Raw genomic sequence first — 18,998 nt, forward strand, 5'->3', positions numbered from 1 at the left:
TTGGTGTCCATCAGGTCTCTCGGTTGCCAGGGCATGGGGCTCTTCCTCGGTCGTCTCGACCTCGAAAGTGTTTCCTATGTCCGCGCACACCTGTTTCCAAGGTCCCCGGTCCATACAGCGAAGCAAAAGAAAGTGAGTCGGCCGCCGGGCCGAGACCCGGCCCCGGAAAGAAAAATCTCACCGAGCGTGAGTAACCCCCCCATCCACAACCAACGTAGACCCCATCACATAGTCCCCAGCCCGGGAAGCAAGGTAGATAGCAGCCCCAGCCATGTCCTCAGGCACACCAATGCGCCCCGCCGGAATCCGCTCCTTCACCTCATCCCCATGGTCCCGCGCCAGCTTGTTCATGTCCGACGCAAACGCCCCAGGCGCAATAGCACTAACCACGATCCGATCCTGCGCCAACCGCAGCGCCATCCGCCGAGTCAACTGAATCAGCCCAGCCTTGCTCGCCGCATACGAATAAGTCTCCTGCGGATTGACCGAAATCCCGTCGATAGAAGCGATGTTGATCACCTTCGCAAGATGATCCGTCGCAGCCTTCTTCAGCATCGGCGTCAACGCCTTGGTCAAAAAGAACGGCGTCTTCAGGTTCAGGTCCACCACCTTGTCCCATCCACTCTCGGGAAACTCTTCATAAGGCGCGCCCCAGGCCGCACCGGCGTTGTTCACGAGGATGTCCAGCGAGCCTTCGTGCTTCGAATAGGCATCGACCAGCGCCTGCGCACCTTCGAGCGTCGACACGTCCGCCGGCAGCGACACGCAATGCCCGAAGGCCGACAGCTCTTTCGCTGTCTCGTCGCAAGCCGCGGCCTTGCGAGCCGAGATGTACACGCGCGCGCCTTGGGCCAGGAAGCCCTCGGCGATCATGCGGCCAATGCCGCGCGAGCCGCCGGTGATCAGCGCCGTGCGGCCCTTCAGCGAGAAGAGTTGGGTGGTGTCCATGGTGTGGGTGTCTCCTGAATGACTGATTGATCGGCAAGGCAAATCCAGGAAACGAGCTTAGTGCGCGCCGCGCCGCGCGCGCGTCACCTCGGTGTCAGCGACAGGCTCCGGGGGCTGGTGAAGCTGCGCAGGTCGCCGGTCACCGGGTCGAGAAAAGCCAGCGATCGGGCCAGCAGCTGCAAAGGCTTGCCGAAGTCGTCTGCACCCTCAGGCAGCAGCACTGGGTAGATCGGGTCGTTCACTATCGGCATGCCCAGCGCCATGCAATGCACGCGCAGCTGGTGCTTGCGGCCCGTGATCGGCGAGAGCTTCAGCAGCGCGTGGCCGTCGCGCATCTCCTGCACCTCGATGCGGGTTTCGGAGTTGGGCTCGCCGGGCTCTTCCCGCACGCGCATGAAGTGCTCGTCGTCGACCAGCCGGCTGCGATAAATCTCGGGCACCGACGACACGCCCTCGCGCCACGGCACGATGGCCTCGTAGTGCTTGGCGATGCGGCGCTCGGGAAACATCGCCTGGTAGGCGCCGCGCGTGGCGTGCCGCACCGAGAACAGCACCAGCCCCGAAGTGCTGCGGTCGATGCGGTGCATAGGCACGAGCTCGTCGAGCTTCAGCTTGCGTTTGAGGCGCACCAGCAGGCTTTCCTGCAGGTATTTGCCGGTGGGCGTGACGGGCACGAAGGGGGGCTTGTCCACGACAAGCAGTTCGTCGTCCTGGAACAGGATCTGCTCTTCGAAGGGGATGCGTACCTCGTCGTAGAGCGTGCGGTAGTAGTACACGCGCAGCGGCGACTCGTAGCGGCGCATCGCGGTCACGGGCACGCCGTGCTCGTCGATGACGTCGTTCGCTTCGATGCGTTCGAGCCAGGCCTCGCGCGTAATCGCGGGAAAGCGCTCTATCAGGAATTCGGCAATGGTCGGCCAGGGGCCGGAAGACAGGCCGACGCAGCTCGGGCCTACGCCGTCGCGCGTGGGTAGCGGCAGCTGCGGCGGTCGGCGCCGGGTCATGGCGATGAAGATGCTTGCTGCAGCAACGACAGCGCTTGGGCGAACGTCGGGCGCGCGGTGGGGTCGGGCTGCAGGCAGCGGTCTTTCAGTGCGGCCACCGATGCGGGCACCGCGTCGATGCAGCGTTCGAGCAGCTCTTCCAGCAGGCAGCCAAAGGCGCGCATCTCCAGCGCCTGGAACGCGCGCGCCTGTGCCGCGTCGAGCGCGCCGGTCATCCAGGCCGCGCCGAAGTCGCCGAGCCGGCCACCGCGTTGTGCGTGCCACAGGATGTTGTGTGCGTAGAGGTCGCCGTGAAGAATCCCTCGCGCATGCAGGTGCTGCATGGCCGAGGCGATGTCGCGGGCAATGCGCAGTGCCACGCCGGACGTCCACCGTGCTTCTTCGGCATAGACGTCGCGCGTGCATGAAGCGAGGCTCGGTGGCCCTGCGAGCGTGACGAATGACGGATCGACCAGCGCCATCACGAGGCCTTCCGTGCCTTCGGGATGGCCGTCGATGCGGCTTTGCGCAGCGATCAGCGTGGGGTGCATGCCTGCTGCGATGCAGGCGGCCATTTCACTGTGCGGCCAGCCGTCGCTGGTGACGGAGCCCTTGAAGAGCTTGACCGCCACCTGCTGCGCTTTGCCGAGCGCGGCTTGATGGATCACACCCGACGCGCCTTCGCCGAGCTTCTGGCCCAGCGTCAGCTCGCGCCAGTCGATGTGCGGCACCGACTGCGCGGTGATCGCCGCATCCTCGGCCTGTGTGTCGAAGGGGTTGCCCGCGCAGGCTAGCCATGACAGGCGCGGCAGCGAGGGCAGCCACGCGGGCAGTGTCTCGAAGCGGTTGGCCGAGATGCGCAGCAGTTCGAGCTGCTTGAGCGCGGCCATCGACTGCGGCAACGTGCGCAGGCGATTGCCCGCCAGCATCAGCTTCTGCATCCGCGTGCATTCGCCGAGGGAGTCAGGCAGCTCTTCGATCTGGTTGTCGGTGAGGATCAGCCAACGCAGCGAGGCCGGCAGTGCTGCAGCCGGCACGGTGCGGATCTGGTTGGCCTTGAAGCCGACGATGTCGATACCGTGGCACTGGCCGATCGACTCGGGCAGCGTGGTGAACCGGTTGTCCGAGCAGAACAGCACGCGCAGCCTGTGCAGGCGGTTCAGATCGTCGGGCAGCGTGTCGAGCGCATTGCCCGACAGGTTCAGCACCTCGAGAGAATCCGCGAGGTCGAAAAGCTCGCGCGGAAACTCGGTGAGTCCGCACGAGAGATCTATTCTTTTTGCGCCTGCCAGCCGGCCCGCGCGCAGCTCAGCCAGCGTATCGTCCATCCGGGGAGTTTAGGCGGCCTTCGCGCCGAAGCGGTAGATGCCGTCCTTGCCCAGTTCGCGCTTCACCTGGCCGGAGAACCACAGCAGGTGCAGGTGGGCCACCGTTTCGCCCATGGCGAAGGTCATCTGGTGCAGGTCGAGCTCGCGCTTGAACAGGATCGGCAGGCCCTCGGCCGCGGTCAATGCGCGCACCGTGCAGGCTTCGAGCAGTTCCGCCAGGCGGTCGCGGTGGTGCTCCTGCAGCTGGTCGACGCGGCGGTGGATGCCCCGGAAGGGCTTGCCGTGCGAGGGCAGGCCCAGCGTGTCGGCGGGCAGCGCCTTGAACTTGTCGATGCTGTCGAGAAAGAGGCGCAGCGAGTTCGCCTCGGGCTCGCCCGCGTGAACGCTCACGTTGGTGGAAATGCGCGGCAGCATCATGTCGCCGCCCAGCAGCAGCTTCAGGTCGTCGCAGTACAGCGCGATGTGCTCGGGCGCGTGGCCGTAGCCGCTGATGCAGCGCCAGTCGTGGCCGCCGATGGTGACGATGTCGCCGTCGAGCATGCGCACGTAGCTTGCGGGCACCGACGGCACCATGTTCGCGTAGTAGTTGGTGCGCGCACTGATCTTGGCGATGGACTCGGGGTCGGTCAGGCCGTGCGAGGCAAAGAAGCGCGCCGCCGGTTCGCCGCCCGCCAGAGTGTCGCCGGCAGTGCTGAGCACGCGGGCCACGTGGTAGTCGGTCGAGCTGATCCACAGCGGCGCGTTCCAGCGCTGGCACAGCCAGTCGGCCAGGCCGATGTGGTCGGGATGCATGTGCGTGACGATGACGCGCAGGATCGGCATGCCCTGCAGCTGCGTCTCGAACACCTGCTCCCACTGCGCGCGCGCCTCGTCGCGGGCGATGCAGCAGTCGACCACCGTCCAGCCCTCGACGCCGTCGAGGGTGTCGCGCAGCAGCCAGAGGTTGATGTGGTCGAGCGCAAAGGGCAGCCGCATTCGAATCCAGCGCACGCCAGGCGCCACTTCCAGGGTTTCGCCGGGCTCGGGGAGCGTGTCGCCGAGGGGGTAGTGGAGTTCACGTTCGAGGAGGTTCATGTAAGATTGACGTTTACGTAAACGTCATGGAGTAGTGGCACCATTGTAGGGATCGCAGCGCAAACCTGCTGTCGCGCCCGTAACGCCCCTTCTCCAGACCATCGCCGCCATGCCTGCGCAAACCTTCACCATCAGCCAGCTCGCGAAGGAATTCGACCTCACGACGCGGGCCATCCGCTTCTACGAGGACATGGGCCTGCTCACGCCCGAGCGCGTCGGCTTGCAGCGCATCTACAGCGCGCGCGACCGCGCCCGGCTCACGCTCACGCTGCGCGCCAAGCGCCTCGGCCTGAGCCTGACGGAGGCAAAAGACATCCTCGACATGTACGACAGCCCGCGCGACACCGTGCCGCAGCTGGAAAAATTCCTCGGCGTGCTGGGCGTCCACCGGGCCCAGCTCGAGGCGCAACTGGCCGAGCTGCAAGCCAATCTCGCTGAAGTGCGGGAGCACGAAAAGAAGGGGCGGGCCACCCTTGCCAAGGCGCAAAAAGCGAAAGAGGTGAACAAGACCCGCAAGCCCGCCGAAGCCAGAGCCTGAAAAAACACGACTCATCGACAATAGCCGCCTATGTCCGACAACACCGATAACCTCGACGACCTCTTTGCCCACAACCGCGCCTGGTCCGCCCAGATGGAGCGCGACCGGCCCGGCTTCTTCACCAGCCTGGTCAAGCAGCAGACGCCACGCTACATGTGGATCGGCTGTTCCGACAGCCGCGTGCCCGCCAACCAGATCACCGGCCTGGAGCCGGGTGAAGTGTTCGTGCACCGCAACGTGGCCAACATCGTGGTGCACTCCGACCTCAATGCGCTCTCGGCGATCCAGTTCGCGGTCGAGCACCTGAAGGTCGAGCACATCATGGTGGTCGGCCACTACGGCTGCGCCGGCGTCAAGGCCGCACTGAGCGGCAAGCGCATTGGCCTGGCCGACAACTGGATCCGCCACATCCAGGACGTGCGCGACCGCCACAGCGTGATGCTCGAAAGCCTGCCGGAAGAAGCGCGCGTCGATGCGCTGTGCGAACTCAACGTGGCCGAGCAGGTGGTCAACGTGGCCGTCAGCACCGTCATGGTCGATGCATGGGCGCGCGGCCAGAAGGTGCGCATCCACGGCTGGACCTTCGGCGTGCACGACGGCCTGCTGCAGGACCTGGGCCTGAGCGTCGACGGCGCCAAGCCGCTCGACGCGGTGTATAAGGCCGCGGTGCAGCGCATCCGCTACAAGTGGAGCAAGCCCGGCGAAGTGATCCAGTCGCTGACGCTGCAGGGCACGCAGGTGAACCAGTCGGTGCAGGAGGCGCAGGCCATGACGCCGCAGCCCGAGGCCGACGGCACGGCCGACCCTGCCGCTACCTGAGCGACTAAACCGGCCCTCCACCAGCTGCCTGCCATGTTCCCGCAGCGCCTCGATTCGCCGCTGGCCTACGACATCGCGAAGGCGATGATGGACGGCTTCAACCGGCACTACCGGTTGTTCCGCGCCGAATCGGCACGTGCCAAGCACCGTTTCGAAACCGCTGACTGGCACGGCCAGCAGCGCGCGCAGCGCGAGCGCATCGAGTTCTACGACCTGCGCGTGAGCGAGGCCGTGGCCCGGCTCGAAAAAGAGTTCAAGGCCGGCGACCAACCGATGGACGTGTGGCACCAGGTCAAGCTGCACTACATCGGCCTGCTGGTGGACCACCACCAGCCCGAGCTGGCCGAGAGTTTTTTCAACTCGGTGACCACGAAGATCCTGCACCGCGCGTATTTCCAGAACGACTTCATCTTCGTGCGCCCGGCCATCAGCACCGAGTACATCGAGCCGCGCGGCGCGCCCACCTACCGGCCGTACTACCCAGAGCCCGACACGCTGGCCGACACCCTCGAGCAGATGCTCGACGACTTCGCATTGCTCGGCAGCTTCGCCAACAGGCGGCGCGATGCGGAGCGCGTGGCGCACGTCATCCTGAACCGCTTCCACCAGGTCAAGCTGCGCGCCAATTTCCAGCTGCAGGTGCTGTCGGGCCTGTTCTTTCGCAACAAGGGCGCGTACGTGGTCGGCAAGATCATGAACGGCTTCACCGAGATTCCGTTCTCGCTGCCGATCCTGCACGACAGCCACGGCAAGTTCTACATCGACGCGGCGCTGTTCGGCGAAGACGACCTGCAGATGCTGTTCAGCTTTGCGCGCGCGTACTTCATGGTCGACATGGAAGTGCCCTCGGCCTGGGTGCAGTTTTTGCGCTCGCTCATGCCGCGCAAGCCGCGCGCCGAGATATATAACGCGCTCGGCTTGGCCAAGCAGGGCAAGACGCTGTTCTATCGCGACTTCCTTTCGCACCTGAACTATTCGAGCGACCGATTCCGCATCGCGCCAGGCATCAAGGGCATGGTGATGCTGGTGTTCGACCTGCCGTCGTTTCCGTTCGTTTTCAAGGTCATCAAGGACTTCTATCCGCCGCAGAAGGACACCACGCGCGAGCAGATCAAGGGCAAGTACATGCTCGTGAAACAGCACGACCGCGTGGGCCGCATGGCCGACACGCTGGAGTACAGCGACGTGGGTTTTCCGCTCGACCGCTTCGAGCCCGAGCTGATCGAGGAAATCCGCAAGTTCGCGCCCAGCCAGCTCGAGATCGGCGACCGCGACGGCAACGGGGAAATGGAAGTCGTGGTCAAGCACGTCTACATCGAGCGGCGCATGATCCCGCTCAACATCTACCTGCAGGAAGCCTTCGACACGCTGGCCCACCCCGAGAGCCCGGCGCATGCCAAGCGCGCGAAAGACCAACTGGAGCACGCGGTGATCGAATACGGCAACGCCATCAAGGACATGGTCGCGGCCAACATCTTCCCGGGTGACATGCTGTGGAAGAACTTCGGCGTCACGCGCGGCGGCAAGGTCGTGTTCTACGACTACGACGAAATCGAATACGTCACCGACTGCAAGTTCCGCAAGGTGCCCACGCCGCGCACCGAAGAAGACGAGATGAGCGGCGAGGTCTGGTACTCGGTGGGCCCGAAGGACGTGTTCCCAGAAACCTTCGAACCCTTCCTGCTGGGTAACAGCGACGTGCGCGAGGCCTTCATGGCGCACCATGCCGACCTGCTCGACGCCGCCTTCTGGCAGCACCACAAGGAACGCATCCAGGCCGGGCAGATGCTCGATGTGTTCCCGTACGAAGAATCGCAGCGCTTCCAGCACGAAGGGCACGCGACGCATTTCTGACCGATCGCTTTTCGATTCCGCTTTCACACCTTTGAAGGAGACCTCCATGTCCGAATCCATCGTCATCGTCGGCGCCGCCCGCACCCCCATGGGTGGCTTTCAAGGCGACTTCTCGTCCCTCTCCGCGCACGACCTCGGCGGCGCAGCCATCAAGGCCGCCGTCGAGCGCGCCGGCATCGCACCCGACACCGTGGGCGAAGTGCTGTTCGGCAACTGCCTGATGGCGGGCCAAGGCCAGGCCCCGGCGCGCCAGGCGGCATACAAGGGCGGCCTGCCCGACAGCGCAGGCGCGGTCACGCTCAGCAAGATGTGCGGCTCGGCCATGAAGGCCGCGATGCTCGCGCACGACCTGCTGCTGGCCGGCACGCACGACGTGATGGTGGCCGGCGGCATGGAAAGCATGACCAACGCGCCCTACCTCATGCTCAAGGGCCGCGGCGGCTACCGCATGGGCCACGACCGCATCTTCGACCACATGATGCTCGACGGCCTCGAAGACGCCTACCAGCCGGGCCGCTCGATGGGTACCTTCGGCGAAGACTGCGCGGCCAAGTACAAGTTCACGCGCGAGCAGCAAGATGCGTTTGCCATCGCCAGCGTCGAGCGCGCCAAGAAGGCCACCGACACCGGCCTCTTCAAGGACGAGATCGTGCCCGTCACGGTCAAGGGCCGCGGCGGCGACACCGTCATTTCCATCGACGAAGGCCCGGGCAAGGTCAAGCTCGACAAGATCCCCACGCTCAAGCCCGCGTTCAAGAAAGAGAACGGCACCATCACCGCCGCATCGAGCTCGTCCATCAACGACGGCGCCGCAGCGCTGGTCATGATGACCGAGTCGCAAGCGAAGAAGATCGGCGCCAGGCCCATCGCCCGCATCGTCGGCCACGCCACGCACGCGCAGCAGCCCGAGTGGTTCTCGACCGCACCGGTCGGTGCCGTCGCCAAGCTGTTCCAGAAGACCGGCTGGAAGGCGCGCGACGTCGACCTGTGGGAAGTGAATGAAGCCTTTGCAGTGGTGCCGATGGCGCTGATGCACGAGCTCGACGTGTCGCACGAGATCGTCAACGTGCACGGCGGCGCCTGCGCGCTGGGCCACCCGATCGGCGCCAGCGGCGCTCGCATCATGGTCACGCTGATCCATGCGCTGAAGGCGCGCGGCAAGAAGCGCGGCGTGGCCACCTTGTGCATCGGCGGGGGCGAAGGTACCGCGGTGGCACTCGAATTGCTATAAAAGCAACGGCCGGGAGCGCCCGAGGGACGGGTGCTTGCCGGCTTTTTCATTCAGATACTTCAAACAATGCGTAGAGCAGGAGATTTCATGCGCCCATCCATCCACCGTACCGCCGTCGCCGCCGTGCTGGCCACCGCCTTCGTGGCGGGCGCCGCCTGGGCCCAGAAGCGCGACAACGTGCTGTTCCAGGCTGCCACCGACGAACAGCCCGCGGTGATCAAGACGCTGGAAAAGCTGGTCAACATCGAGACCGGCACAGGTGACGCCGAAGGCATTGCCGCCGCAGGCAACTACCTCGAGGGCGAACTCAAGAACCTGGGCTTCACCGTCACGCGCAGCAAGTCGGCCGGCATCGTGGTGGGCGACAACATCGTCGGCAAGATCAAGGGCCGCGGCGGCAAGAACCTGCTGCTGATGTCGCACATGGACACCGTGTACCTGAAGGGCACTCTCGCGAAGGCGCCGTTCAAGATCGAAGGCGACAAGGCCTACGGCCCCGGTATCGCAGACGACAAGGGCGGCAACGCCGTCATCCTGCACACGCTCAAGCTGCTGAAGGACTACGGCGTGCGCGACTACGGCACCATCACCGTGTTGTTCAACACCGACGAAGAGAAAGGCTCCTTCGGCTCGCGCGACCTGATCCAGGAAGAAGCCAAGCTGGCCGACTACGTGCTCTCCTTCGAGCCCACCAGCGCTGGCGATGAAAAACTCTCGCTGGGCACCTCGGGCATCGCCTACGTGCAGGTCAACATCACCGGCAAGGCTTCCCATGCGGGCGCGGCGCCCGAGCTGGGCGTGAACGCGCTGGTCGAGGCCTCCGACCTCGTGCTGCGCACCATGAGCATCGACGACAAGTCGAAGAACCTGCGCTTCAACTGGACCATTGCCAAGGCCGGCAACGTCTCGAACATCATCCCGGCCAGCGCCACGCTGAATGCCGACGTGCGCTATGCGCGCAACGAAGACTTCGACGCCGCAATGAGGACGCTGGAAGAACGCGCGCAGCAGAAGAAGCTGCCCGAGGCCGACGTCAAGGTGATCGTCACGCGCGGCCGCCCGGCCTTCAATGCCGGCGAAGGCGGCAAGAAGCTGGTCGACAAGGCCGTGGTCTTCTACAAGGAAGCCGGCGGCACGCTGGGCGTGGAAGAGCGCACCGGCGGCGGCACCGACGCGGCCTACGCGGCGCTCTCGGGCAAGCCCGTGATCGAAAGCCTGGGCCTGCCGGGCTTCGGCTACCACAGCGACAAGGCCGAGTACGTCGACATCAGCGCCATTCCGCGCCGCCTGTACATGGCCGCTCGCCTGATCATGGACCTGGGCGCCGGCAAGTAAGTCAGCACGAACAGAAGAAAAGACAGGAGACAACGCCATGCTGCTCAGCACCGACCAGGAAGCCATCCGCGACGCGGTGCGCGATTTCTCGCAAGCCGAACTCTGGCCCAACGCCCCCAAGTGGGACCGCGAGCACAGCTTTCCGAAGGAAGCCCATCAGGGCCTCGCGGCGCTGGGCGCCTACGGCATCTGCGTGCCCGAGGAGCATGGCGGCGCCGGCCTCGACTACCTCACGCTCGCGCTGGTGCTGGAAGAAATCGCGGCCGGCGACGGCGGCACCAGTACCGCCATCAGCGTGACCAACTGCCCGGTCAACGCCATCCTCATGCGCTACGGCAACGCGCAGCAAAAGAAGCAGTGGCTCGAACCGCTGGCGCAGGGCCAGATGCTCGGCGCCTTCTGCCTCACCGAGCCGCAGGCCGGCAGCGATGCGTCGAGCCTGCGCACCACGGCACGCAAGGACGGCGACGCCTACGTGATCGACGGGGTGAAGCAGTTCATCACCAGCGGCAAGAACGGCCATGTGGCCATAGTCATCGCGGTAACGGACAAGGGCGCGGGCAAGCGCGGCATGAGCGCGTTCATCGTGCCGACCGACGCGCCCGGCTACAACGTAGCGCGGCTCGAAGACAAGCTGGGCCAGCACAGCAGCGACACCGCGCAGATCAACTTCGACGGCTGCCGCATTCCGCGCGAGAACCTGATCGGCGCGGAAGGCGAGGGCTACAAGATCGCGCTCGGCGCACTCGAGGGCGGACGCATCGGCATTGCCGCGCAGAGCGTAGGCATGGCGCGCAGCGCCTTCGACGTGGCGCTGGCCTATGCCAAGGAGCGCCAGGCTTTTGGCGGCTCGATCTTCGATCAGCAGGCCGTGGGCTTTCGTCTGGCCGAATGTGCGACGCAGCTCGAAGCCGCACGCCAGCTGATCTGGCATGCCGCGAGCCTGCGCGATGCCGGCCAGCCCTGCCTGAAGGAAGCCGCCATGGCCAAGCTGTTCGCCAGCGAGATGGCCGAGCGCGTGTGCAGCGCGGCCATCCAGACGCTGGGCGGCTATGGCTACGTGAACGACTTTCCGCTGGAGCGCATCTACCGCGACGTGCGCGTGTGCCAGATCTATGAAGGCACTTCGGACATTCAGAAGCTGCTGATTCAACGCGCGCTGGCGTGAGCGAACGCCGCGCGCGTCCCTGGGGCCGGATTGCCGCGGCACTCGTGCTGGCGGCCCTGGCCGTCTGGGGCTTCGTCATCGAGCCGCGCTGGGTGGCGGCGCGTGTCGAGCCCTTGAGTTCGTCGGAATGGCAGGCGCCCGGCGGCCTGAAGGTCGCGGTGGCGGGCGATTGGCATCTCACTGAACGCTCTGCATGGCGCATCACCAGCGTCGAGCGCGCCGCGCGCATCGTCGACGAGATCAATGCCGCGCAGCCCGACGTGGTGCTGCTGCCCGGCGACTTTCTCGCGGGCTCGGGTGACGACGAGGTGCTGTCCATTGAAGAGATGGCTGCCGTGCTCGGTCGCCTCAAGGCGCCGCAGGGCGTGTACGCGGTGCTCGGCAATCACGACTGGTGGCATGGCGGCCAGCGCACCGCCAAGGCGATGTCCGCGCAGGGCATCCGCGTGCTGGAGAACGCCTCGATGCGTTTGCCCGGCCATGACATCTGGGTGGTCGGCATCGGCGATCACTCGACCGGCCATTCCGAGCCGATGCGGGCGCTGGCCGGCGTGCCTCCTGGCGCCGCGACGCTGGTCATGATGCACGACCCCTTCAGCTTCGCGACCATGCCGCGCACGCGGGGCCTGGTGGTCGCTTCGCACACGCATGGCGGGCAGATCAGCGTGCCGGGCTATGGCGCACTGATCGTGCCCGGTGCCGCGCCGCGCGAATGGGCCTATGGCTGGATCGCGCACAAGGACAAGCGCATGTACGTGACCAGCGGGCTCGGCGTGAGCATCCTGCCGGTGCGCTTCAACATGCGGCCCGAGTGGGTGATGTTCCAGTAGGGCAACCCTCCTGTCATCGGTTTGGATGACAGACAAGCGGCTCGCGACGGCGCACCATGGCTGCCTCTTTCCCGGAGGCCCGTGCCATGACCGTTCAGAAATTCATCCCCTGTGCCACACGGCTGGCGGCGCTGCCCTTCGTGGCAGCGTTCGGCCTGTCCGCACATGCCCAGCCCGACATTGCCACTCTGACCGCGACCGAAGCCGTGCAGCAGCTGTGCGCCGGCACTATCACCAGCGAGCAACTGGTAACGGCCTACCTCGCCCAAGCCAAGGCCAAAGCCAACCTCAACGCCTTCATCACGCTCGACGAAGCCGGTGCACTGAAGGCCGCGCGCGCCGCTGATGCACTGCGCAAGCGCGGTGGCGCCTGCAAGCCGCTGGCGGGGCTGCCGGTGGCCATCAAGGACAACATCCAGGTGCAGGGCCTGCCCGCAACGGCCGGCACGCCCGCGCTCAAGAGCTTCGTGCCCTTGGCCGATGCACCGGTGGTCGCCAGGCTGCGCGCGGCCGGTGCAGTGGTGCTCGGCAAGACGAACATGCACGAGCTGGCCTTCGGTGTCACCGGCTACAACCCCGCGTTCCAGACTGGCCCCGAGGTGGGCGTGCGTAATGCCTACGACCCGACTCGCATCGCGGGCGGCTCGTCGTCGGGCAATGGCGCCGCGCTAGGTGCGCGCATGGCGCCTGCGGCGCTTGGCACCGATACGGGCGGGTCGGTGCGCATCCCGTGTGCATTCAACGGCTGTGCGTCGCTGCGTCCGACGGTGGGGCGCTATCCGCAGCAGGGCATCGCGCCGATCTCGCACACGCGCGACACGGCGGGGCCGATGGCGCAATCGATGGCTGACGTGGCGCTGCTCGACAGCGTCATCGCGGGCGGCAAGCCGCTCAAGCCCGCCGACCTGAAGCGCGTGCGGCTCGGCGTGGTGCCCGCCATGCAGGCCAACCTCGACGCCGACACGCGCGCCGCCACCGATGCCGCGTTTGCGAAACTGCGCGCCGCTGGCGTCACGCTGGTCGATGTGGAAATGCCGAAGCTGATGGAGCTCAACGGCGCGGTCGGCTTTCCGCTCGCCCTCTACGAGGCGCACGACGACATGGTGGCCTACCTCGCGAAGTACCGTACGGGCATCGACATCGCGCAGCTCACGGCCAGCATCGCCAGCCCCGACGTCAAGGGCACTTTCGAGACCTTCGTCATCCCGCGCAAGCTGCCTGCAGCCAGCGGCGTGGTCGATGCGAAGCCGGTCTACGAAAACGCGATGCGCGTCGCGCGCCCCGCGCTGCAGAAGCTCTACCGCGATACCTTCGCCAAGAACAGGCTCGATGCGCTGGTGTTCCCGACGGTGCCGCGCGTGGCACTGGCTGCAGGCGCCGAAGCCAGCAGCCCCGAGAACTTCGGCTCGCTGATCCAGAACACCGACCCGGGCAGCAACGCCGGCATACCGGGCGTGCAGTTGCCATCGGGCCTCGGCGCAACCAGCGGCCTGCCCGTGGGCCTGGAGCTGGACGGCCCTGCCGGCAGCGACCGCAAGCTGCTGGCCGTGGGCATGGCGGTGGAGCAGGTGCTCGGTCGGCTGCCAGCGCCTAAGTGAGCGCGAGCGGCATGGCCCAGCCTGCCAGCGCCGAGCGGCGCTCGATGCCCAGCTTGTCGAAGATGCGCCGCAGGTAGGTGCGCACAGTGGGCACGCCCACCGCAAGGCGTCGCGCGATCTCCTTGTCGGTGAGCCCTTCGCGCACGCAGCGGGCCACTTCCTGCTCGCGCACGCTCAGCAAGGCCCATGCGGCTTCTCGGCCCCCAAGTGTCGAAGCCGCCACACGCTGCGCCCGCTGCAGGGCCCCCGCGAATGCCGGCTCGATCAGGTCGAGCAGTGCCTTCTCGTGATCGCCGAAATCGCCGCGCCCCTTGCGGCGCCAGATGCGCAGGTCGCCCAGCGCGCGCTCGCCTTCGAAGGCATGCAGGTTCATGCCCCAGTGCAGCCTGTCGCGCGCGAGAAAGTCGTTGAAGAACGCGGTGCGCATCAGCTCGCGCTGCGACATCACCTCGGTCACGCGCGTGGCACGGCGGCGCGACTGCAGCACGAAGGTGATCGGGTCGTGGTGCTGGTGCCATTGCGCATAGCTGTCGAGATTCGCGGGGTCCATGTGCAGCGCCACGCGCGCGCCGAAGCTGCCGCTCGCGGCGTCCCACACGAACGAGGCGAACTGGTCCGCATGCAGCAGGTCGAGCAGCGCCCAGCCCAGGCGCTCGCGGATTTCCTGCTCGCCGCGGTCTTCCGCCAGCAGCGTGAAAACGCCGCGCAACGCGTGCTGTTCAGTGCCTGTGAGGTACATACATCGCCGACTTTCTCGAGGGGGTCGTTGTAACGCTAACGTTTAGCAAGCGCCGCGCCAAGGGTGGATGCCCGCAGGGGATGCGCTCTGGCAGGCAATGCGCGCAGAATCGAAAGCCGGTTTCTTCGCCCATGCCGTCGTCTTCCTCCAGCTCCACCCGCACCCCTTTTCCGGGGCAGATGCTGCGCCGCCTGCGGGACTACTGGGTCGAGTCGCCCAACCCCAATCCGCTGGTCGACCAGAGCCTCGCGCGGGCCTACGTGGACGACACCTACGACACGCCGCTGATGGCCGCTACCGTCGCAGCCATCTTCTGGATTACTTTTCTCGTACTCACGCGCAACCCCGGCGCGCTGGTGTGGGGCCTGCTGGTGCACACCTCGCAGTGGCAACGGCACCGGCACCTGCGCCGCGTGGACCCGGCCAGCATCGACGTGGCCACGGCAGTGCGCACGCGCCGGCGGTTGGAGGTGCGCATGCTGGTGCCGGGGCTGATCTGGGGGCTGGCGCCGTGGCTCTTCTTTCCGCACGACAACCTCACGCTGATTTTGCTGATGTATTTCTTCATCAGCGGCGTTTCCAGCGTCGTCATCGCGGCGCTCGCGCAGTGGTGGCTGGCCGCGCTGTGCTTCAGCGTGCCGATGTTCCTCGGCATGGCGCTGCGGCTGGTGGTCGAGCCGGGCAGCGTGACCGTCCTCATGGGCTGCCTGGTGGTCTCGCAGATGTTTGCCGCGCTGTACTACGCGCGCAAGCAGAACCGGCTGATCGTGCGTTCCATAGAGCACGGCTTCGAGAACGCGCGGCTGGCCGATGCGCTCGCGCGCCAGCTCGACCACGTAGCCCAGCTCGCGGCGCAGCGCGCGCGCATCTTCGCGGCCGCCAACCACGACCTGCGCCAGCCGATGCATGCGCTGGCGATTTTTGTCGACGCGCTCAACACCCGCAGCGCGCCGAGCGCCGACAACCTGCGCTTCATGCGCGACAGCGTCGATGCCCTGCGCGCCTCGGTCGATGCCCTGCTCGACATCGCGCAGCTCGACGGCGGCGTGGCCCCGGTGCGGCTGGAGCCCCTGCACCTGGACCCGATCTTCGAGGCGCTGAACGGCCGCTTCGCCGCGCTGGCCGATGCCAAGGGGCTCGATCTGCGCATCCGCCCGACCGAGGCCGTGGTGCGCGCCGATGCGCGCATGCTCGCGCGGCTGCTCGGCAACCTCGTGGACAACGCCATCAAGTACACGCCGGCGGGCACGGTCTTCGTCTTCGCGCGGCGGCTGCAGCGCCCGCCCGAAGGCATACCCGCGTGGCGCATCGAGGTGCGCGATTCGGGCGTGGGCATCGGGGCGCAGCACCAGACGCATGTGTTCGAAGAGTTCTTCCAGGTCGATAACCCGGGCCGCGACCGCAGCCGTGGCCTCGGGCTGGGCCTGTCGCTGGTGGCGAGCATGGCGCACGTGATGGGCTCGCGCATCCAGGTGCGCACCGCGCCGGGACGCGGCAGCACCTTCTCGCTGGTGCTGGAGGAAGCGGCCGCGCGGCCGGAAGCCGAGGCGCAGGCCGGCGAGTCGCTGCTGGAGCCTGTCGGCAATGCACCGCTGGCGCCGATCCGCATCCTCGTGCTCGACGACGAGCAGCCCGTGCGCGAAGCCATGCGTTCGCTGCTCTTCGGCTGGGGCCACGAGGTCGCGGTGGCCGCCAGCCCGCGAGAGGCGCTGCAGCACGGCGGCGTGTTCGACCTGATGCTGAGCGACCTGCGCCTGGGCAGCGGCCTCTCGGGCCTGGCCGCCGCGCAGGCCCTGCAGGCGGTCGGCAAGGCGCGCAACGTGGTCATCCTCACCGGCGAAACCGCGCATGCGACGCGGACCGAAGTCGAGCGCGCGGGCTACGCGCTGATCTACAAGCCGGCGGGTGCGCAGGCCCTGCAGGAAGCCATCGCCGCAAGCCGGCCTTCCTAGCCTCGGGACTTGCCCTGTCGGCGCCCGGCCCGCGAGGTGTTCCAATAGCGGTCTTCATGAGCGCCATCGATCCCACCACCGGACCTTGCCCCTGCGGCCGTACCGACCGCCGCGACAAGCCCATCGGCTACGCCCTGTGCTGTGGCCGCTATCTCGACGATTTCGAGAATGTGCCCGCGCCCGACGCCGAATCGCTGATGCGTTCGCGCTATTCGGCCTTCGTGCTGGAGCGCGGCGAATACCTGCTCGCCACCTGGCACGCGTCGAAGCGGCCGGCCTCGATCGAGTTCGAGCCGGGCGTCAAATGGCTGGGGCTCGACATCCGCTCGCGCTCGGTGCTCGATGCGGACCATGCCGAGGTCGAGTTCGTCGCGCGCCAGCGCAGCGCGGCCACCGGCGCCGCCACGCGCCTGCACGAGCGCAGCCGCTTCGTGCGGGAAGGCGATCGCTGGTACTACCTGGACGGCGACCTGCAAGTACCCCTGGGTTGACGCACCGGGCCGAGGCCCGCACAATCGGCCCCGCTCCGGGGTGCACGCATGTGGCGTGCTGAGATGGCAAAGCAGCCGACCCGCGAACTTGATCCGGGTCATACCGGCGTAAGAAGAGCTGCACTCCCTGACTTCGGTCCGTCACTCCCCCTTCCGTGACGGGCTTCCCGAAGCCCACCGAGCGATTGCGGAGCACCCTTTCCTCAACAAGGAGTGCCTCCGATGAATGCCCCCGACAAGTTCACCACGCTGCTTTCGCTCACGCGCGAGCCCTTTCCCGCGTCGCACAAGTGCGTCATTCCGGGCAGCCGGCCCGACCTGTTCGTGCCCGTGCGCGATGTTGCACTGACCAACGGCGAGACCGTGTCGCTCTACGACACTTCGGGCCCGTACACCGACCCGAAGGTCGAGATCGACGTGCGCCGCGGCCTGCCCGACGTGCGCGGCGCCTGGGTGCTGGAGCGCAACGACACCGAAAGTTACGAAGGCCGCACGCACCACGCGCTCGACGACGGCGCCAAGAACGAAGACCGCGACGCGCAACGCCTGGCCGAGCTGCGCGCCGGCGCATCGGCACTGCAGCGCACGCCGCGCCGCGCGAAGTCGGGCGCCAACGTCACGCAGATGCACTACGCGCGCCGCGGCATCGTCACGCCCGAGATGGAATACGTGGCCCTGCGCGAGAACGGCAAGCGCGAGTGGATGGCCGAGTACCTCGCCAACGAAGAGCGCGCCAGGCGCGTGATGGGCAACCCGATGGGCGCGACCATTCCGCGCATCATCACGCCCGAGTTCGTGCGCGACGAAGTGGCCCGCGGCCGCGCGATCATTCCCGCGAACATCAACCACCCCGAAGTCGAGCCGATGGCCATCGGCCGCAACTTCAAGGTGAAGATCAACGCCAACATCGGCAACTCGGCCGTCACGTCGAGCATCGAGGAAGAGGTCGAGAAGCTGGTGTGGGCCATTCGCTGGGGCGCCGACAACGTGATGGACCTGTCGACCGGCAAGAACATCCACACCACGCGCGACTGGATCGTGCGTAACTCGCCGGTGCCCATCGGCACGGTGCCCATCTACCAGGCGCTCGAGAAGGTGGGCGGCGTGGCCGAAGACCTCACCTGGGAGATCTACCGCGACACGCTGATCGAGCAGGCGGAGCAGGGGGTGGACTACTTCACCATCCACGCCGGCCTGCGCCTGCCGTTCATTCACCTCACGGCCGACCGAATGACAGGCATCGTGTCGCGCGGCGGATCGATCATGGCCAAGTGGTGCATCGCGCATCACAAGGAGAGCTTTCTCTACACGCACTTCGAGGACATCTGCGACATCATGAAGGCCTACGACGTGAGCTTCTCGCTCGGCGATGGCCTGCGGCCCGGCTCGGGCGCCGATGCCAACGACGAGGCGCAGTTTGCCGAGCTACGTACGCTGGGCGAGCTCACGCAGATCGCATGGAAGCACGACGTGCAGACCATGATCGAAGGGCCGGGCCATGTGCCGATGCACATGATCCAGTCGAACATGGATGAGCAGCTGAAGCACTGCCACGAGGCGCCGTTCTACACGCTCGGGCCGCTGACCATCGACATCGCGCCGGGCTACGACCACATTGCCAGTGCCATCGGCGCGGCCATGATCGGCTGGGCTGGCACGGCAATGCTCTGCTACGTGACGCCGAAGGAGCACTTGGGGCTGCCCGACCGCGACGACGTGAAGCAGGGGATCATTGCCTACAAGATCGCAGCGCACGCGGCGGATGTGGCCAAGGGGCATCCCGGCGCTCGCTCGCGCGACGATGCGCTGAGCAAGGCGCGCTTCGAGTTCCGCTGGCAAGACCAGTTCAACCTGGGCCTCGACCCCGACACGGCACGCGAATTCCATGACGAGACGCTGCCGAAGGATTCGAGCAAGGTGGCCCACTTCTGCTCGATGTGCGGGCCCAAGTTCTGCTCGATGAAGATCACGCAGGAAGTGCGCGAATACGCGGCGAAGAAGGGTGTGGCCGAGGCGGCAGCCATGGCTGAAGGCATGGAGGAGAAGTCGAAGGAATTCATGGCGGGTGGCGGCGAGATGTACATCCCGATCCGTCCGATAGCCTGAGCTT

The 18,998-nt window shown here is 66.5% G+C and carries 16 protein-coding genes and 1 riboswitch; of the genes, 11 read left to right on the top strand and 5 right to left on the bottom strand.

Features of this window, described 5'->3' with window-relative positions; genetic code table 11:
• Positions 1–177: 177 nt before the first annotated feature.
• The 4 genes from ACSFBF_RS34535 to ACSFBF_RS34550 all read right to left on the bottom strand — a co-directional run bounded on the left by ACSFBF_RS34535 (position 178) and on the right by ACSFBF_RS34550 (position 4,333).
• The gene (locus ACSFBF_RS34535) at positions 178–948 is read right to left on the bottom strand and encodes an SDR family oxidoreductase (RefSeq protein ID WP_093078323.1); all 771 of its coding nucleotides are present in this window, start codon (positions 946–948) and stop codon (positions 178–180) included.
• Positions 949–1,031: 83 nt separating this feature from the next.
• Positions 1,032–1,952: a pseudouridine synthase gene (locus tag ACSFBF_RS34540; RefSeq protein ID WP_435474818.1), complete on the bottom strand. Its 921-nt coding sequence runs from the start codon at positions 1,950–1,952 to the stop codon at positions 1,032–1,034.
• The gene (locus tag ACSFBF_RS34545; protein ID WP_435474820.1) at positions 1,949–3,259 is read right to left on the bottom strand and encodes a leucine-rich repeat-containing protein kinase family protein; all 1,311 of its coding nucleotides are present in this window, start codon (positions 3,257–3,259) and stop codon (positions 1,949–1,951) included. The genes ACSFBF_RS34540 and ACSFBF_RS34545 overlap by 4 nt, the downstream gene beginning before the upstream one ends.
• A gap of 9 nt (positions 3,260–3,268) precedes the next feature.
• Complete coding sequence (locus ACSFBF_RS34550; protein ID WP_435474822.1) at positions 3,269–4,333, bottom strand: MBL fold metallo-hydrolase; 1,065 nt, start codon at positions 4,331–4,333, stop codon at positions 3,269–3,271.
• A 109-nt stretch (positions 4,334–4,442) separates the two neighbouring features.
• Here ACSFBF_RS34550 and ACSFBF_RS34555 point away from each other — a divergent pair, with 109 nt between their 5' ends.
• The 8 genes from ACSFBF_RS34555 (at position 4,443) to iaaH (ending at position 13,706) form a co-directional block, all read left to right on the top strand.
• A complete protein-coding gene (locus tag ACSFBF_RS34555) occupies positions 4,443–4,871 on the top strand; it encodes a MerR family transcriptional regulator (RefSeq protein WP_435474823.1) in 429 nt (142 codons plus the stop codon).
• A gap of 30 nt (positions 4,872–4,901) precedes the next feature.
• Positions 4,902–5,690 carry a carbonate dehydratase gene (gene can / locus ACSFBF_RS34560; RefSeq protein ID WP_435474825.1) on the top strand — a complete coding sequence of 263 codons (789 nt, stop codon included), beginning with the start codon at positions 4,902–4,904 and terminating at the stop codon, positions 5,688–5,690.
• 33 nt (positions 5,691–5,723) lie between these two features.
• Entirely contained in the window at positions 5,724–7,544 is a 1,821-nt protein-coding gene (gene aceK / locus ACSFBF_RS34565; protein ID WP_435474827.1) for a bifunctional isocitrate dehydrogenase kinase/phosphatase, read from the top strand.
• Positions 7,545–7,590: 46 nt separating this feature from the next.
• Positions 7,591–8,775: an acetyl-CoA C-acyltransferase gene (locus tag ACSFBF_RS34570; RefSeq protein WP_435474829.1), complete on the top strand. Its 1,185-nt coding sequence runs from the start codon at positions 7,591–7,593 to the stop codon at positions 8,773–8,775.
• A gap of 87 nt (positions 8,776–8,862) precedes the next feature.
• Positions 8,863–10,110 (top strand): glutamate carboxypeptidase, encoded by a 1,248-nt coding sequence (locus ACSFBF_RS34575; RefSeq protein ID WP_435474831.1) that lies wholly within the window; start codon positions 8,863–8,865, stop codon positions 10,108–10,110.
• A gap of 37 nt (positions 10,111–10,147) precedes the next feature.
• Positions 10,148–11,278: an acyl-CoA dehydrogenase family protein gene (locus ACSFBF_RS34580; protein WP_435474833.1), complete on the top strand. Its 1,131-nt coding sequence runs from the start codon at positions 10,148–10,150 to the stop codon at positions 11,276–11,278.
• Positions 11,275–12,108, top strand: a complete 834-nt coding sequence (locus ACSFBF_RS34585; protein WP_435474836.1) for a metallophosphoesterase — start codon at positions 11,275–11,277, stop codon at positions 12,106–12,108. The genes ACSFBF_RS34580 and ACSFBF_RS34585 overlap by 4 nt, the downstream gene beginning before the upstream one ends.
• Before the next feature lie 86 nt (positions 12,109–12,194).
• The gene (gene iaaH, locus ACSFBF_RS34590) at positions 12,195–13,706 is read left to right on the top strand and encodes an indoleacetamide hydrolase (protein WP_435474838.1); all 1,512 of its coding nucleotides are present in this window, start codon (positions 12,195–12,197) and stop codon (positions 13,704–13,706) included.
• On the opposite strand, the gene ACSFBF_RS34595 is transcribed toward iaaH, so the two are convergent.
• Positions 13,699–14,445 carry a helix-turn-helix transcriptional regulator gene (locus ACSFBF_RS34595; protein ID WP_435474840.1) on the bottom strand — a complete coding sequence of 249 codons (747 nt, stop codon included), beginning with the start codon at positions 14,443–14,445 and terminating at the stop codon, positions 13,699–13,701. The genes iaaH and ACSFBF_RS34595 overlap by 8 nt on opposite strands.
• Positions 14,446–14,576: 131 nt before the next feature.
• On the opposite strand from ACSFBF_RS34595, the gene ACSFBF_RS34600 reads away from it, so the two are divergent.
• From ACSFBF_RS34600 to thiC, 3 genes are all read left to right on the top strand, one after another.
• Positions 14,577–16,397, top strand: a complete 1,821-nt coding sequence (locus ACSFBF_RS34600) for a hybrid sensor histidine kinase/response regulator (RefSeq protein ID WP_435474842.1) — start codon at positions 14,577–14,579, stop codon at positions 16,395–16,397.
• 56 nt (positions 16,398–16,453) lie between these two features.
• Positions 16,454–16,888, top strand: a complete 435-nt coding sequence (locus tag ACSFBF_RS34605; RefSeq protein ID WP_435474844.1) for a YchJ family protein — start codon at positions 16,454–16,456, stop codon at positions 16,886–16,888.
• Positions 16,889–16,914: 26 nt separating this feature from the next.
• A riboswitch (TPP riboswitch) is annotated at positions 16,915–17,020 on the top strand.
• Between the two features lie 90 nt (positions 17,021–17,110).
• Entirely contained in the window at positions 17,111–18,994 is a 1,884-nt protein-coding gene (thiC, locus tag ACSFBF_RS34610) for a phosphomethylpyrimidine synthase ThiC (protein ID WP_426390540.1), read from the top strand.
• The last annotated feature ends 4 nt before the right edge of the window (positions 18,995–18,998 follow it).

Origin of the sequence: Variovorax nivicola, assembly GCF_051216475.1 — a bacterium.
Classification (GTDB): domain Bacteria; phylum Pseudomonadota; class Gammaproteobacteria; order Burkholderiales; family Burkholderiaceae_C; genus Variovorax.

Excerpts from the sequence above, each read along its gene's own strand:
- ACSFBF_RS34535 (WP_093078323.1), bottom strand. The coding sequence starts at position 948 with ATGGACACCACCCAACTCTTCTCGCTGAAGGGCCGCACGGCGCTGATC.
- ACSFBF_RS34540 (WP_435474818.1), bottom strand. The coding sequence starts at position 1,952 with ATGACCCGGCGCCGACCGCCGCAGCTGCCGCTACCCACGCGCGACGGC.
- ACSFBF_RS34545 (WP_435474820.1), bottom strand. The coding sequence starts at position 3,259 with ATGGACGATACGCTGGCTGAGCTGCGCGCGGGCCGGCTGGCAGGCGCA.
- ACSFBF_RS34550 (WP_435474822.1), bottom strand. The coding sequence starts at position 4,333 with ATGAACCTCCTCGAACGTGAACTCCACTACCCCCTCGGCGACACGCTC.
- ACSFBF_RS34555 (WP_435474823.1), top strand. The coding sequence starts at position 4,443 with ATGCCTGCGCAAACCTTCACCATCAGCCAGCTCGCGAAGGAATTCGAC.
- can (WP_435474825.1), top strand. The coding sequence starts at position 4,902 with ATGTCCGACAACACCGATAACCTCGACGACCTCTTTGCCCACAACCGC.
- aceK (WP_435474827.1), top strand. The coding sequence starts at position 5,724 with ATGTTCCCGCAGCGCCTCGATTCGCCGCTGGCCTACGACATCGCGAAG.
- ACSFBF_RS34570 (WP_435474829.1), top strand. The coding sequence starts at position 7,591 with ATGTCCGAATCCATCGTCATCGTCGGCGCCGCCCGCACCCCCATGGGT.
- ACSFBF_RS34575 (WP_435474831.1), top strand. The coding sequence starts at position 8,863 with ATGCGCCCATCCATCCACCGTACCGCCGTCGCCGCCGTGCTGGCCACC.
- ACSFBF_RS34580 (WP_435474833.1), top strand. The coding sequence starts at position 10,148 with ATGCTGCTCAGCACCGACCAGGAAGCCATCCGCGACGCGGTGCGCGAT.
- iaaH (WP_435474838.1), top strand. The coding sequence starts at position 12,195 with ATGACCGTTCAGAAATTCATCCCCTGTGCCACACGGCTGGCGGCGCTG.
- ACSFBF_RS34595 (WP_435474840.1), bottom strand. The coding sequence starts at position 14,445 with ATGTACCTCACAGGCACTGAACAGCACGCGTTGCGCGGCGTTTTCACG.
- ACSFBF_RS34600 (WP_435474842.1), top strand. The coding sequence starts at position 14,577 with ATGCCGTCGTCTTCCTCCAGCTCCACCCGCACCCCTTTTCCGGGGCAG.
- ACSFBF_RS34605 (WP_435474844.1), top strand. The coding sequence starts at position 16,454 with ATGAGCGCCATCGATCCCACCACCGGACCTTGCCCCTGCGGCCGTACC.
- thiC (WP_426390540.1), top strand. The coding sequence starts at position 17,111 with ATGAATGCCCCCGACAAGTTCACCACGCTGCTTTCGCTCACGCGCGAG.